Consider the following 15,099-nt stretch of genomic DNA (forward strand, 5'->3'; position numbering starts at 1 on the left):
CGGTTAGGATATCAGAATCAGGTTAAGGCGCCGCCCATACGACACTGGGCGAAGCGCAGAATATCTTCTGCCAGCCGCCGGGCCGTATCCACATCCGTCTGGCTACGCTTGATCAGCAGACGGCTCAGGCAGCCCTCGACGATCAGCTCCATCTGTTTAGCGACCATTTCCGGGTCATCCACCTCCAGCTGAGTCAGCAGCTCATGAGTATAGGCCAGCGAAGCCTGCTTCTGCTGTTCCGCCAGCTGGTGAATGGGGTGCTGGGGATCGGGATAGAAGGTGCAGGCGGCGATAAACAGACAGCCGGGGTAGCGGTGGTTACTAACGCAGGTGGTGAGCGCGGCATAGCGTGCCAGCAGCTTTTGCTCTGCGCTTAAGGTGTCGTCCAGCAGCAACTGTCGGCGCCAGGCATCCACCTGCTGGCTCAGATAGCGAAGCGCGTCGTACAGCAGCGCTTCGCGATCGGGCCAGAAGCGTTTCAGGTCGCTCGTCGGACAGGACACGCGCTCAGCGACCATCTCCAGCGACGTGTTGGCGATACCTTCAATTTCAAGAATTTTAATGGCTTCTGCCAGGACGTCTTCACGTAGCACGGTGTTCTCCTCCATCTTTCCTCCTAAAGTGTCGCTCACGCTTGCCAATCGCGCAAATGGGCGCTGAATGCCGCGGCATCCATAAAGCCGGTGACTCGCCGCTCAGGCTGTTCCTGACCCTCAGCGTTGAAGAACAAGATCGTCGGCAGACCGAGCACCTGCAGGTGTTTCAGCAGCGCGACGTCTTGCGGGCTGTTCTTCGTCACATCAATCTGTAATAACACGGTGCCTTTCAGCGCCTGCTGCACGTCAGGTGAACTAAAGGTGTATTTTTCAAACTCTTTGCACGCCACGCACCAGTCGGCGTAAAGATCGAGCATCACCGGTTGGCCTTTTGCCTGCGCCAGCGCCTGGTTAAGCTCGGCCACCGAGTTGACGCGGGTGAACGTCAGATGCGCCTGCTGCTCGACTGCCGGAGCGCCAAATGCCCAGTCCTGCAGGGGCCGCGCGCTGACCAGCGCGGCAGCAAGCAGGATGATTTGTACCAGCCGCATCCACGGCCGGGTAGCGCCCAGCGAGGTGATAAACGCCCAGCTGAAGAAGGCGACGCCAAGCATTGACCACAGACGTAATCCCCACGGGTCGCCGACAATGCGCTCCAGCAGGAAAACGGGCAGAGCCAGGATCACGAACCCGAAGGCGGTCTTCACATGGCTCATCCACGGGCCGCTCTTCGGCAGCAGACGGTTGCCAAATACGGTGACGAGGATCAATGGCAGGCCCATGCCCAGCGCGTAGAGGTACAGCGTGCCGCCGCCCAGCCAGAGATTACCGCTCTGGGCGATATACAACAGGATGGCGCTCAGCGGCGCGGTGGTGCATGGGGAGCAGATCAGTCCGGCAATGGCGCCCATCGCGAAAACGCCACCGGGCGAGCCGCCCTGGCGCTTATTGCTGAGCAGCGCCAGCCGCGTCTGCAGCGAGGAGGGCAACTGGAGCGTGAACAGGCCGAACATGGAGAGCGCCAGCAGAATAAATACCACCGACAGTCCCGCCAGGACATACGGGTGCTGCAGGGCCGCCTGGAACTGCAGACCGGCGGCGGCCACTACCAGCCCCAGCGCGGTGTAGGTTAAGGCCATCCCCTGGACGTAAATAAAGGCCAGCAGCAGGGCGCGCGCGGTGGAAAGCCGCTGCTTTCCGCCCAGCACAATGCCGGAAATCAGCGGGTACATCGGCAGCACGCAGGGGGTGAAGGCGATACCAATACCTATCAGCAGCGCCCACAGCGCCGTAAAGGGCAGGCGGGCAGGCGTGTCTGCAGGCGGCACTGCGGCAGGCGCAGGTGATGTGGCGAGCTCCGGGGCCGGTCGCGGCTCAACCGGCAGCGGCGGGTTGAACGCCGGACGGCTGCTCGTCGACGGCATGGGCTCGATGGCGGTTGCCTGGCCGTCGGCAGAAGTCGCCAGCACGGCGCTCAGCGGGATCACTTTGGTTTCCGGTGGATAACAGAATCCGGCATCGGCGCAGCCCTGCCAGGTGACGGTGAGGGTGGCGTCTTTCTCCGCCTGCTTCACCGTGACCGGCACGGTCAGGCGCTGGCGGAAAATCTCGCTTTTGCCGTAAAACTCATCTTGATGCCACTCTCCTGCCGGGAGCGCCGGTTCGTCGATCGTCGCCCCGGCGGCGCGAAAGGTAAACTGTTGACGATAAAGATAGTAACCATCCTTGATTTGCCAGCTCAGGTTGACATCGTGCTGTTGCTGCTGAAAGTCAAAGGCGAAGGCCTGGTCAGCAGGCACGAAGTTCGAGCGCCCCGGCGCGTCGAATAACCCGGCGGTGGCTGACGTGCTGCACAGCAGCAGGATCAGCGTAATGATGCGGTAAGCCATGAGAGGTAATCGTTGTCTCCATGAATGACGGGTAGAACCAGCAGTTCAGGGGTTTGATACGGGTGGTGAGACTTCAGGCAATCCAGCAGCGCCTGCTGATGGGCAAGGTCGGTTTTGAGCAGCATCTGAACTTCATACTCCTGCTCGAGTTTCCCTTCCCAGTAATAGAGCGAGGTGGCGCCCGGCAGCAGCGTGGCACAGGCGGCCAGCTTGTCCGCCAGCGCTTTTGCCGCCAGATCCTGGGCGGTCGCTTCATCCGGCGCGGTACAGAGCACAACAACAGCATCAGGCGTAGTCATCATGAACCTCGTATCAGCGAAAAGAGGCACTATAGCACGCAAGATGCGGGGATATTAGCGTCACGATCGGGGGTAGGGGAGGGAAACGGGCAGCGGGCCCGCGCGGGGCCCGCTGCCAGCGGTATTTACAGCATAATCCCGCCAAAGATAAAGCCCAGGATCACGCACAGCGTGATAGCGATAACGCCGGGGATCAGGAAGGCGTGGTTAAAGACGTATTTGCCGATGCGCGTCGAGCCGGTGTCGTCCATCTCCACCGCCGCCAGCAGGGTCGGATAGGTTGGCAGGACGAACAGTGCCGAGACGGCGGCAAACGAGGCGATCGCCGTCAGCGGGCTGACGCCGAGCAGCAGCGCGGCGGGCATCAGCGCCTTGGTGGTGGCTGCCTGTGAGTAGAGCAGCGTGGCGGCGAAGAACAGCACCACCGCCAGCAGCCATGGGTAATTGTGCAGCAGGTCGCCGGCCACGGCCTGGATATCGCTGATGTGCGCTTTAACGAAGGTATCGCCCAGCCAGGCGACGCCGAGGACGCAGACGCAGGCGCTCATCCCGGATTTAAAGGTGCTGGCGTTGAGCACTTCGCCAGTGTCGATTTTGCAGGTGATGCTAATCAGGGTGGCGATGGTCAGCATAAACACCACGATCGCTTCGTTACGCGGCAGCACCGGGTTCTTAATCAGGCCGACGGTATCGCTGATGGCCGTGGCGTAGAACATCACCGCCACGATGCCGATCAAAAACAGGAGGACAGAGCGTTTGGCGTGCGGCTTCAGCTCAAACACCTGGCTGCCGCGCAGTCTAACTTCCCCCTTGGCCAGCCGCTCCTGGTAAATGGGATCGTCTTTCAGTTCGCAGCCGAGGAAGTTGCAAACAATCGCGGTGAGCATTACCGCCAGCAGGGTGACCGGAATACAGATGGCCAGCAGCGTCAGGTAGCTAACGCCCAGCGGCTCAAGGATCCCGGCAAAGAACACCACCGCCGCGGAGATAGGCGAGGCGGTGATCGCTATCTGAGAGGCCACGACCGCAATCGACAGCGGACGAGATGGGCGAATGCCTTGCTCTTTGGCCACTTCGGTGATCACCGGCAGCGTGGAGAAGGCGGTATGGCCGGTGCCGGCGAGTACGGTCATAAACCAGGTCACCAGCGGGGCAAGGAAGGTAATGTACTTCGGGTGGCGGCGCAGCATCCGTTCGGCGAGGCTGACCAGGTAATCCATCCCGCCGGCGACCTGCATGGCGGCGATAGCGGCGATGACCGCCATGATGATTTCAATAACGTCGAAGGGGATCGCACCCGGTTTGATTTGAAAAATAAGCGTCAGGACAAGGACGCCAAGGCCACCGGCAAAGCCGATACCAATGCCGCCGAGCCTGGCGCCGAGATAAATCGCCAGCAGGACAATAACCAGTTCTGCACCAAACATATATGCCTTCCTTGTTTTTTAACAAGTTGATATTGGATTGTTGTATTTTAGTAAAACTAAAAAGCAAAAAAGGCATGTCATCGCTGACATGCCTTTCAATGACTAACCGGAAAGATTACTGTTCGTTTTCATCGGTATAACGCTTCGCTTTATAAGCAGGATGCATCAGGTTTTGCGCGGAGAAAATATCATCCAGCTCCGCCGCCGTCAGCAGCCCACGCTCCAGCACCACTTCCCGCACGCTCTTGCCGGTTTCGGCGCAGATCTTGCCGACGATATCGCCATTGTGGTGGCCGATAAACGGGTTGAGGTAGGTGACGATGCCGATTGAGTTGTAGACGTAGCCTTCACATACCGCTTTATTGGCGGTGATGCCGTTAACGCATTTCTCCAGCAGGTTGTAGCAGGCGTTGGTCAGGATATGTATGGATTCGAACATCGCCTGGCCGATCACCGGCTCCATCACGTTCAGCTGCAGCTGCCCGGCTTCGGAGGCCATGGTCACCGTGGTGTCGTTGCCGATGACTTTAAAGCAGACCTGGTTGACCACCTCCGGCACTACCGGGTTAACCTTCGCCGGCATAATAGAGGAACCCGCCTGCAGCTCCGGCAGGTTGATTTCGTTGAGGCCTGCGCGTGGACCAGAAGAGAGCAGGCGCAGGTCGTTACAGATCTTAGACAGTTTCACCGCCAGGCGTTTCAGCGAGCTGTGAACCATGACGTACGCCCCGCAGTCCGAGGTGGCTTCAATCAGATCTTCCGCCGGAACGACCGGTAAGTTGCTCACTTCCGCCAGCTTCTGCACCGCCAGCTGTTGATAGCCGTCCGGGGTGTTGAGACGTGTACCGATGGCGGTGGCGCCGAGGTTCACCTCCAGCAGCAGCTCCGCAGTGCGCAGAATACTTTTGGTCTCTTCATTAAGCAGCACATTGAAGGCATGGAACTCCTGGCCGAGGGTCATCGGCACCGCGTCCTGCAGCTGGGTGCGGCCCATTTTGAGAATGTCCTGGAACTCCACGGCTTTCGCCTGGAAGCCTTCGCCCAGTTGTTTAATCGCATCGATTAACTTCAGGATGGAGGCATACACCGCGATGCGGAATCCGGTCGGGTAGGCATCGTTGGTGGACTGGCATTTGTTGACGTGATCGTTTGGGTTCAGGTACTGGTATTCGCCTTTCTGATGGCCCATCAGCTCGAGGCCGATGTTCGCCAGGACTTCGTTGGTGTTCATGTTTACGGAGGTGCCGGCCCCGCCCTGGAAGACATCGACCGGGAACTGGTCCATGCATTTGCCGTTATTGAGGACTTCGTCACAGGCGGCGATTATCGCATTTGCCGCGCTTTTGGGAATGGTCTGCAGCTCCTTGTTCGCCAGCGCGGCGGCTTTCTTCACCATCACCATGCCGCGCACGAATTCTGGTATGTCGCTGATTTTGCTGTTGCTAATGTAGAAGTTTTCAATCGCTCGCAGAGTATGAACGCCGTAGTAAGCGTCCGCGGGAACTTCCCTGGTGCCCAACAGATCTTCTTCGATACGAATGTTGTTTAACATGTGAACCTTCTTTTCAAGCTGCCAATGAATTCACCAAATACACAGAATATCCAGGATTCAGTATATTTTCTGGCCGACGATTATTTCCTTAACCGGCCTGGTGCCCAAGATCATATGCTGATGATAGCGAATATCAGTAAGCTTGATCACTTATTACATCGCGGGTGTGAGAAGATTTATTAATCTGTGAAATGGGTCACCGCTTTCCTATTGCTGGAAAAAATAAGCATTTCCGCTGATTGAAAAGCCGCGCAGCATCCCCATCTTAGTGGGATGCGATCAGCAAATTGATGATTACGGGGGCTGAGCTCAGCGCCCGTTAGATGAAGGAGACGCCGGTGCGTTGGATTCCGTTTATTGCCTTTTTTCTTTACGTTTACATTGAGATATCGATCTTTATTCAGGTCGCGCACGTGCTGGGCGTCTTTATGACCCTAATCCTGGTGATCTTTAGCTCGGTGGTAGGGATGTCGCTGGTGCGTAACCAGGGCTTCAAAAATTTCCTGCTGATGCAGCAGAAGATGGCCGCAGGCGAGAGCCCGGCGGCGGAGATGATCAAGAGCGTTTCACTGATTATTGCCGGTCTGCTGCTGTTGCTCCCGGGGTTCTTTACCGACTTCCTTGGCCTGCTGCTATTGCTGCCGCCAGTGCAGAAGCACCTGACGATGAAGCTGATGCCGCATCTGCGCTTCAGCCGGATGCCGGGCGGCGGCTTTAGCGCCGGTACTGGCGGCGGTGAGACCTTCGAAGGGGAATTCCAGCGTAAGGATCAACAGCGCGACCGTCTGGACCATAAGGACGATCCCCGCGATTAATACACGCCCGGCCCGGTCAGCAGATGCGACCGGGCCGCTTTCTTTCCAGGCCTACACGCTTCCCGTCGCCAGCTTGCGCCTGGGTAAAAACAGCCACAGCCCCGCCAGCATCACCAGCGCGTACAGGCTTTTCCAGCCGACCATCGCCAGCAGCAGCAGACAGAGAATGCTGCCCACCACCGCCAATAGCCGATAGCGCCCGCGCAGCAAACGACAGCCGGCCAGCATGCACAGCAGGTAGATCATGATGAAAATGCCGTTGGCATAGACGATCAGCGCGTCCAGATTGATATCGAGCAAATAGATACACAGGGTGCTGACCACGCAGGAGCCCAGCACGGCGTTGAGGGCATTGCGCGGGATCTGCCGTGGCGACAGCCGTGCGAGGTAGCTTTCGGGCTTATGCTGCGCCTGCGACCAGACCAGGCGGGCGAAGCTTTGAATATAGATGTTGAGGCTGGCGAAACAGGCGAGATAGCCGATGACGCAGGCCACCCACAGCGCTTCGACACCGAACAGACGGACCACGATGTTCGGTAGTGACGCCGCCGCCGCCATCTCCTCGCCAAAGGCGTGGAAGTGCAGCACCAGCACGGTACAGGCCCAGTAGACCGAACCGGCAAGCAGCAGGCCTATCATCAGCGCCCTGGGGAAGTCACGCTCGGGATGTTTAAACTCCGAGGCCAGGTGAGCAAAAGCTTCCAGACCGACAAAGCACCAGAACATGACCGATAGCGCGGAGAAGAGCTGACCATGGTCGATCTCCGTCAGGGCGGGGAAGGGGATCTGCGCCGGGCTTATCTCGCCACGCCACCAGACGGCGACGATCAGCGCCACAATCAGCACGGCAACCAGCGTCTGCAGGTTGGCGCTGGAGCTGGCGCCACGCGAACCGATCCACCAGACGATGGCCAGGGTGCCCAGCTCCGCCAACAGTAGCTGCGCATCATGCCAGCCGAACAGCGCCTGGCCGAAGCCGGTGGCGATGTGCAGCGCGGCGGGGAGTCCGACCGGGATAACGGATAAAAACAGCCAGCCGGTGACGCTGGCCAGACGTGGGCCAAATGCCATATCGACAAAGTGGGCCACGCCGCCCGCGCTGGGAAAATGGCGGCCCAGCAGGGCAAAGACGATGGCAATCGGGAAAACAAGGAGAATGAGCAGCGGCCATGCCCACAGACTGTTATCGCCAGCGACCAGCGCCGCCAGCGCCGGGACGGCGAAGACGCCGGTACCCAGCAATGAGGTGGAAAGTAATCCGACTCCCTGTCCCAGTCCCAACTCCTGTTTTAAACCACTCATGATTCCATCCTGCGCCAGTGAAAAAAAAGAGAGTATCACAATCGCTTTTCCTTATGACGCATTGGCCGATAGCGCTGCTTTTTGCGCGCTAGCGCAAAGGTAAAAATTTTTTTTGATTTTGCCCTTGAAGCGGGAAATGGCCACCCCCATCTCTCTCTGCACTAGCCGGTAAACCGCGTTCGGCCCGGCGTCACCCATAACTGATAATGACTTTCTCGAAGGAGAGCTATCAATGAGTATTCGTCCGTTACATGATCGTGTGATCGTCAAACGTAAAGAAGTTGAAACCAAATCTGCAGGCGGCATCGTTCTGACCGGTTCTGCGGCAGCTAAATCAACTCGTGGCGAAATCATCGCTGTCGGTAAAGGCCGCATTCTGGAAAACGGAACTGTGCAGCCGCTGGACGTTAAAGTTGGTGACATCGTGATTTTCAACGATGGCTACGGCGTGAAGTCTGAGAAGATCGACAACGAAGAAGTGCTGATCATGTCCGAAAGCGACATCCTGGCAATTGTTGAAGCGTAATTCGCACGACCCTGAACGAATTTGAGGAATAAAAGAAATGGCAGCAAAAGACGTAAAATTCGGTAACGACGCTCGTGTAAAAATGCTGCGCGGCGTAAACGTACTGGCAGATGCAGTTAAAGTGACCCTGGGCCCGAAAGGCCGCAACGTGGTTCTGGACAAATCCTTCGGCGCGCCGACCATCACTAAAGATGGCGTTTCCGTTGCTCGTGAAATCGAACTGGAAGACAAGTTCGAAAACATGGGTGCGCAGATGGTGAAAGAAGTTGCCTCTAAAGCGAACGACGCGGCAGGCGACGGTACCACCACCGCAACCGTGCTGGCTCAGGCTATCGTGAACGAAGGCCTGAAAGCTGTTGCAGCAGGCATGAACCCGATGGATCTGAAACGTGGTATTGACAAAGCTGTCATTGCCGCCGTTGAAGAACTGAAAGCGCTGTCCGTACCGTGCTCTGACTCTAAAGCTATCGCTCAGGTTGGTACCATCTCCGCTAACTCCGACGAAACCGTCGGTAAACTGATCGCGGAAGCGATGGATAAAGTCGGTAAAGAAGGCGTGATCACCGTTGAAGACGGTACCGGTCTGGAAGACGAACTGGACGTAGTTGAAGGTATGCAGTTCGACCGTGGCTACCTGTCTCCGTACTTCATCAACAAGCCGGACACCGGTGCCGTTGAGCTGGAAAGCCCGTTCATCCTGCTGGCTGACAAAAAAATCTCCAACATCCGCGAAATGCTGCCGGTTCTGGAAGCCGTAGCGAAAGCTGGCAAACCGCTGGTTATCATCGCTGAAGACGTTGAAGGCGAAGCGCTGGCGACCCTGGTGGTTAACACCATGCGCGGCATCGTTAAAGTGGCTGCGGTGAAAGCACCGGGCTTCGGCGACCGTCGTAAAGCCATGCTGCAGGATATCGCTACCCTGACTGGCGGTACCGTTATCTCTGAAGAGATCGGTATGGAGCTGGAAAAAGCGACTCTGGAAGATCTGGGCCAGGCGAAACGCGTGGTTATCAACAAAGACACCACCACCATCATCGATGGCGTTGGCGAAGAGTCTGCAATCCAGGGCCGTGTAGCTCAGATCCGTAAGCAGATCGAAGAAGCGACCTCCGATTACGACCGTGAAAAACTGCAGGAACGTGTCGCTAAACTGGCTGGCGGCGTGGCAGTAATCAAAGTCGGTGCGGCTACCGAAGTTGAAATGAAAGAGAAAAAAGCACGCGTCGACGACGCCCTGCACGCAACCCGTGCTGCGGTTGAAGAAGGCGTGGTGGCTGGCGGCGGCGTAGCGCTGGTTCGCGTTGCGGCGAAACTCGCTGGCCTGACCGGTCAGAACGAAGATCAGAACGTCGGTATCAAAGTTGCGCTGCGCGCAATGGAAGCGCCGCTGCGTCAGATCGTGTCCAACGCCGGTGAAGAGCCGTCTGTTGTTGCTAACAACGTGAAAGCTGGCGACGGTAACTACGGTTACAACGCAGCAACTGAAGAATACGGCAACATGATCGACTTCGGTATCCTGGACCCAACCAAAGTGACCCGTTCTGCTCTGCAGTACGCGGCATCCGTGGCTGGTCTGATGATCACCACCGAGTGCATGGTGACCGACCTGCCGAAAGGCGACGCGCCTGATTTAGGTGCTGCTGGCGGTATGGGCGGCATGGGCGGTATGGGCGGCATGATGTAATCGTGCGCTCTACGGCATAAAAAAGCAGAAACCCCTGGCCAGCAATGGCTGGGGGTTTTTCTTTTGGCGCGCTTTTTAGTATAAGGCTTATACATAAAAATCATTTAAGCTGCATCAGAGCGGCAAGCACCTCCGTTTCGGGCGTGAACTGACAAGCGCGACCGGGGAGGAAATGAACGCGGCTCATGCCGACGCAGTTTGAAGGATGACAGATTTACATCCGGGCCAGTGCGTCCAGCTCATCGATCATGGGGAATAACATGCAGGTAAAATATTTAGCAGGGATTGTCGGCGCAGCCTTACTGTTGGCAGGTTGCAGTTCCAGCAATGAATTAACCTCTGCCGGCCAGAATGTGCGCTTCGTGCAGGAGAAGCCGGGCGCAGAGTGTCAGCTGTTAGGGACCGCGACGGGTAAACAGAGCAACTGGCTCTCCGGCCAGAATGGCGATGAGGGTGGTTCCATGCGCGGTGCGGCAAACGCCCTGCGCAACCAGGCGGCAGCGATGGGCGGCAACGTGATTTACGGCGTCAGCAGCCCGACGCAGAACCTGCTGTCGAGCTTTGTACCTACCGACAGCGAAATGAACGGCCAGGTTTATAAGTGCCCGAACTGATGCGTGACGCCTCTCTCTGCGAGCGCGGAGAGAGGCGTGGTGTTATTTAATCCCTAAAGAGACTTTAGTTTCCTGATAGTAGTTTTTCAGGAATTTTAAGCCTTGTTCGGCCGATAACGTCTGTCCATCTTCGGCAGGGAGGTCATGCATAAACGTCCGTTTTATCTGATGCTTATCGTTATATCCGCGAAATTTAGGTATAAGGTGCATTATACGTAATGCAACATTTTGAATTTGCTGATCGTTAGCGTTGAGGTAGGTCTTGACGATACATCCGCATAGTAGTTTCTCACCATCATCGGTGTGGTAGCTAAACAGAATGGCGACATGATTGGGAAATAACGCCTTTCGCCATTCATCATGAGAATAGTGTTGATAATTCATGGTCGCGCTTTCATCAAGTTCGCAGTCGTAGAGCATAATAAAATCAAGGGTTCCGCTGAAATGAAGAATCGCTTCTTTATCACCGGAGTTTTGTAGTGCCTGAATCATTGCGCGTAATATGATCTCTGCCTGACCATTACTGAAGCGTAAGGTAACAATTTGCTCGCTTTGTAAAGCAGCGATGATGGTAAAGGTTTCACTATCTTTCTTTAAAGCGATTGACATGATGCGCTTTGCAGGATCGGGACATTCGACGTCTTCCTGTTGCATAACTGGTGACTGACTAATAAGAGCCTGGCTTTCCGCGATGAGAACAGTTTTATATTTTTCACCGTCTTTTTGCAGTCGCTCCATTACCGCCATTAGTCTATTCTGCGTAATTAATAAAAAATCACGAATGACCGTATGCTGCATTGTATAACATTCATCAATGCCATCACTATTGCGGACTTTGAGAACAATCGCTAATAAATGTCCTTCATGCATGATAGTTCCGGTATTGATGCCTTTAATGAGGTTATTCATTTTTCTCCTTCCTTGAGATTAACAATTATTTATGAATGTTTTTGCTAGAGAGATCGATGATTCTATCTGCTGAAGCAATTGTTGATGGCCGGTGTGCCACGATAATACGAGTAATACTTAACGATGATATGGACTGATTAATATAAGATTCATTAGCCAAATCCAGGTGACTGGTAGCTTCATCCATAAATAAAATATTTGGCTTACGATAAAGTGCACGAGCGATAAGCAGACGCTGTTTCTGTCCACCAGAGATCCCCAGGCCTAATTCCCCAACCAGGGTTTCGTATCCCATTGGCATCTTCATGATTTCATCATGAATGTTGCTGAGTTTGGCACAATGCATCACAAACTCCATGTCAGGGTTATCTTCAAAACTACAGATATTATCCGCAATTGAGCCAGAAAACAGGCGATCTTCCTGCAATACACAAGCTGTACTCATGCGATAGTTATTTAAACCAATTTTTGAGATATCTAAACCTTCAACAACGACTTCCCCATGAGTGGGGGTCAGAAGACCACACATCACTTTCAAGAGCGTCGTTTTGCCAATACCTGAGGGACCGACCAGCGCAATTGATTCGCCAGGTAGGACATTAATATTAAGATCGCTGAAAATTGGCTTGGTAAACGGATCATATTGATAGCTCAAGTTTTGAACGTTGAGGGCGACACCTCTATTCTCTTCAAATATACGCCTGGCCGGGAGTTCTTTTTCAGGCTCGGTGAAAACGATCTCAGAGAGACGTTCATTATGTAAAGAGAGCATGCGTAGCTGCATACTTAAGTCCACCAGGCTTGACGCTCGTTGCGAGAACTGGCCACGGAAGGCATTAAATGCCATAAACATCCCAAGCGTCATTTCGTTATCAATAACCATGACTGCCCCTAACCACAGGATAACGACCTGATCTATTGATGTAATTAAGGTGTTTATACCACCGAATAGCATATCGAAGCGTGTTTGTTTAATACCAGCATTACAGGCTTCAATATTGATGTTAAGCCAATGTTCCGAACGCCGCCCTTTAAGATCGAGAGCCTTGATTGTAGAGATGCCATACAATGATTCCATAAAATGTGAGCTGGAACGCGCGCCTTTTACAACCTGCTCTTCCGCCACTCGGCGATAGAACTGGTAAGTCGCCAGACGCATGATGGCGTAACACAGAGTAAACCCGATCACTACCCAGACCAACCATCCGCCATACAGCGTCAGCATGATGATTAAGCCAACAGTCATGATCAGGTCTATCAATCCGGAGATGATGCTGTTAGTAAACGTTGAGCGAATTGTATCTAATGAAGAAAAACGTGATTGAATATCACCCAGATGCCGCTTTTCAAAGAAAGAGAGTGGCAGGCTCATTAAATGATCAAATAGCGTAGTTTTCCATTGAATACTGGTTAAGGTGTTTAATGTTAATGAGGTCCATGCACGTAACATGCTGATGAACGTCCGAAATAACGTAAACATTACTAAACCGATGCAGATGACAGCTAAAAGGCTTTCATCGTGAGCAATAATTACATGGTCGGTTACCAGTTGGGTGCCAATGGGTAATAGCAGGTTGATTGCTTCAACAACAACCGAATAAGCAAAAATTTTAAGCAAAGCATTTTTTAGACCACTGATGTTTTTCATCAGGTCAATGAGGCGTAAGCGACTTTTTGCTTTTTCCTGCTGAAAGTTGTTATCAGGCCATAATTCAAGTGCAACGCCGGTAAAGTGATTTGACATTTCTTTTATGCCTATAACACGTTTACCCATTGCCGGATCGTGAATAATGAAACTATTTTTCTTGCGTTTTACTAGTACTACGTAATGATTTAAATCCCAATGTAAAATACAGGGTAGTTTCAATTGTTGGATTTCATCAAGATCAAGAGAAAGCGCGCGACTTTTGAGTTGCGCTTGTTCGGCCGTTTTGCTAAGTGATAATAGTGTTGCACCTTGCGTTGCGCTACCGAAACGATGACGAAAATTAAATAAATCAATTTCGAGACCATGGTAGCCACATATCATTGCCAGACATGCAATGCCACATTCTGAGCCTTCGGATTGCAATATAATAGGGGCTTTTCGACGTAACGAAAAATTTACGCGAGAAGTAATTTTGTCAAATAATTCGTTAATCATTGATCGGCCCATTTACACTGTGAGAGATTTTATAGAAAGGAGTAAACATCCACATATAAAGTGGTCGCTCTTCCAGGAAGACAGTTGCTTCTGCTTTTAGTCCGTTTGAAAGTGTTAAAACTTTATCGTTATAGCGAAATGAACTGTCTTCTATAGATACTAAGGCCTTATATAAAGTGATATCTTGTTGGTTAGCCGCATTACCAACGTTGTTATACTCTTGTAACTCTTGTCGAGAGGCAGGAACCGTTGAGATAGTCGCTACCTTACCAGGAAATTGTCCAAATTTATCTGAAGGAAAGGCTTCATAACGAATATTTATGGTGTCCCCAACCTTAATATAAGGAATACTATTGTTAGGTAGCCAAAGCATTAGATAATATTCAACATTCCCGATGGGCTTAATCTGTGCAAGGCTGCTGCCACGATCAACCATTTGACCGCTAGTCACTGCTAATGATTCTATTTTTCCGTCGGCAGTTGCTTTAATGATAGCATTGTCGTTTGCGCTAGACTCGACACGCTGATTTTTATAGTCATTGATTTGGTTCTTTTGGCTTGAGATCTGGTTATCAAAATCAGCAGATTTAGTCACCATATCGCTCTTAAGCTGTGTTAACTGCGTCTCCAGTTGCATTTTTTGGCTGGTAAGCGATTGGTAGGAACTCTGCTGTTGAAAATAAAGGTTATGCTGATAATTATACTGATCTTTAGTAATTAGCCCCTTTTTAAGATAGTCATCGTAGCTGGAAAGATTGGTACGCATCTTTTTCAGGCCAGCTTGAGTATTTGCCAACATACGCACGGTTTCATGTAGAGAAGATTCTACGCTGGTGAGCTGGTCATTTAGCGCATCAACAGTTTCTTTTTTGTTTTCGGTAATCTTCTGAATAATTTCTTTTGCATTACTGATTTTTTCATCGATCACCTCTGTCATAGCCAGACTAACGTTACCACTGGTGGTATGTCTGGAGACATCAAGTTCGTAGAGCGGAGTTCCTTTTTTTACAACATCACCGATGTTAACAAATTGCTTAACGACAAAACCCTGTTGCGGAGCAAAAACGTTGATGGAGTGCGGTAACGTGACGACTTCACCATACACATTAATGCGCTGGGTATAGTTAAAAAAAATCAGCATGAATATTAGGACGATTAAAAAGGTACACGCCAGCAGGGTAATTAGCCAGGCAGGCATCCCTGCCAACAGAAGTGCTTTGCCCTTCCAGTGATATTTTTTATATTCGATCGCTTCCTTGCGATAAATATTTTGTGCCATATGTGTCTACTTTTTTAATGGGAGAGAAAAGGCCCGAGGGCGGGCCTTATGAAGGGGGGCATTTATGTTTCCCAGAGTACAGACGTGGCGTTAAAAACCGCATATAACATGTCTTCAGTAATCT

At 52.8% G+C, this 15,099-nt stretch carries 13 protein-coding genes; 4 read left to right on the top strand and 9 right to left on the bottom strand.

The genetic code is table 11. From position 1 onward, the window contains the following. Positions 1-17: 17 nt before the first annotated feature. The 5 genes from SPE70_RS01645 to aspA form a co-directional block, all read right to left on the bottom strand. Positions 18-593, bottom strand: coding sequence for a transcriptional regulator (locus SPE70_RS01645; protein ID WP_032691323.1), 576 nt, complete (start codon positions 591-593; stop codon positions 18-20). Between the two features lie 35 nt (positions 594-628). After that, positions 629-2,425 (bottom strand): protein-disulfide reductase DsbD, encoded by a 1,797-nt coding sequence (locus tag SPE70_RS01650; protein ID WP_008807223.1) that lies wholly within the window; start codon positions 2,423-2,425, stop codon positions 629-631. After that, positions 2,401-2,724 (bottom strand): divalent cation tolerance protein CutA, encoded by a 324-nt coding sequence (gene cutA / locus SPE70_RS01655; protein ID WP_008807222.1) that lies wholly within the window; start codon positions 2,722-2,724, stop codon positions 2,401-2,403. Before cutA ends, SPE70_RS01650 begins: the two co-directional genes overlap by 25 nt. Before the next feature lie 125 nt (positions 2,725-2,849). After that, positions 2,850-4,151: an anaerobic C4-dicarboxylate transporter gene (locus SPE70_RS01660; RefSeq protein ID WP_008807221.1), complete on the bottom strand. Its 1,302-nt coding sequence runs from the start codon at positions 4,149-4,151 to the stop codon at positions 2,850-2,852. A 115-nt stretch (positions 4,152-4,266) separates the two neighbouring features. After that, positions 4,267-5,703: an aspartate ammonia-lyase gene (gene aspA, locus SPE70_RS01665; protein WP_064170542.1), complete on the bottom strand. Its 1,437-nt coding sequence runs from the start codon at positions 5,701-5,703 to the stop codon at positions 4,267-4,269. Positions 5,704-6,041: 338 nt separating this feature from the next. On the opposite strand from aspA, the gene SPE70_RS01670 reads away from it, so the two are divergent. Further along, positions 6,042-6,518 (top strand): FxsA family protein, encoded by a 477-nt coding sequence (locus tag SPE70_RS01670; RefSeq protein ID WP_022064659.1) that lies wholly within the window; start codon positions 6,042-6,044, stop codon positions 6,516-6,518. A 51-nt stretch (positions 6,519-6,569) separates the two neighbouring features. Here SPE70_RS01670 and yjeH read toward each other — a convergent pair whose 3' ends face one another. Then, positions 6,570-7,820, bottom strand: a complete 1,251-nt coding sequence (yjeH, locus tag SPE70_RS01675) for an L-methionine/branched-chain amino acid transporter (protein ID WP_049011230.1) — start codon at positions 7,818-7,820, stop codon at positions 6,570-6,572. A 232-nt stretch (positions 7,821-8,052) separates the two neighbouring features. On the opposite strand from yjeH, the gene SPE70_RS01680 reads away from it, so the two are divergent. The 3 genes from SPE70_RS01680 to SPE70_RS01690 all read left to right on the top strand — a co-directional run bounded on the left by SPE70_RS01680 (position 8,053) and on the right by SPE70_RS01690 (position 10,644). Beyond that, positions 8,053-8,346: a co-chaperone GroES gene (locus SPE70_RS01680; protein ID WP_003855929.1), complete on the top strand. Its 294-nt coding sequence runs from the start codon at positions 8,053-8,055 to the stop codon at positions 8,344-8,346. 37 nt (positions 8,347-8,383) lie between these two features. Next, positions 8,384-10,030 (top strand): chaperonin GroEL, encoded by a 1,647-nt coding sequence (groL, locus tag SPE70_RS01685; RefSeq protein WP_008807218.1) that lies wholly within the window; start codon positions 8,384-8,386, stop codon positions 10,028-10,030. 260 nt (positions 10,031-10,290) lie between these two features. Then, complete coding sequence (locus tag SPE70_RS01690) at positions 10,291-10,644, top strand: DUF4156 domain-containing protein (RefSeq protein ID WP_004152419.1); 354 nt, start codon at positions 10,291-10,293, stop codon at positions 10,642-10,644. A gap of 42 nt (positions 10,645-10,686) precedes the next feature. On the opposite strand, the gene yjeJ is transcribed toward SPE70_RS01690, so the two are convergent. The 3 genes from yjeJ to SPE70_RS01705 are packed head-to-tail and all read right to left on the bottom strand — an operon-like array spanning position 10,687 to position 14,975. Continuing rightward, the gene (gene yjeJ, locus SPE70_RS01695; protein WP_040971181.1) at positions 10,687-11,553 is read right to left on the bottom strand and encodes a YjeJ family protein; all 867 of its coding nucleotides are present in this window, start codon (positions 11,551-11,553) and stop codon (positions 10,687-10,689) included. A 25-nt stretch (positions 11,554-11,578) separates the two neighbouring features. Beyond that, positions 11,579-13,696, bottom strand: coding sequence for a peptidase domain-containing ABC transporter (locus tag SPE70_RS01700; protein WP_032731750.1), 2,118 nt, complete (start codon positions 13,694-13,696; stop codon positions 11,579-11,581). Then, on the bottom strand, positions 13,689-14,975 hold the full coding sequence (locus SPE70_RS01705) for an HlyD family secretion protein (RefSeq protein WP_032731752.1): 1,287 nt from the start codon (positions 14,973-14,975) through the stop codon (positions 13,689-13,691). The genes SPE70_RS01700 and SPE70_RS01705 overlap by 8 nt, the downstream gene beginning before the upstream one ends. Between the last annotated feature and the right edge of the window lie 124 nt (positions 14,976-15,099).

It is taken from the genome of Klebsiella sp. ZJOU C1 (assembly GCF_035620215.1).
Lineage (GTDB): Bacteria > Pseudomonadota > Gammaproteobacteria > Enterobacterales > Enterobacteriaceae > Klebsiella > Klebsiella variicola.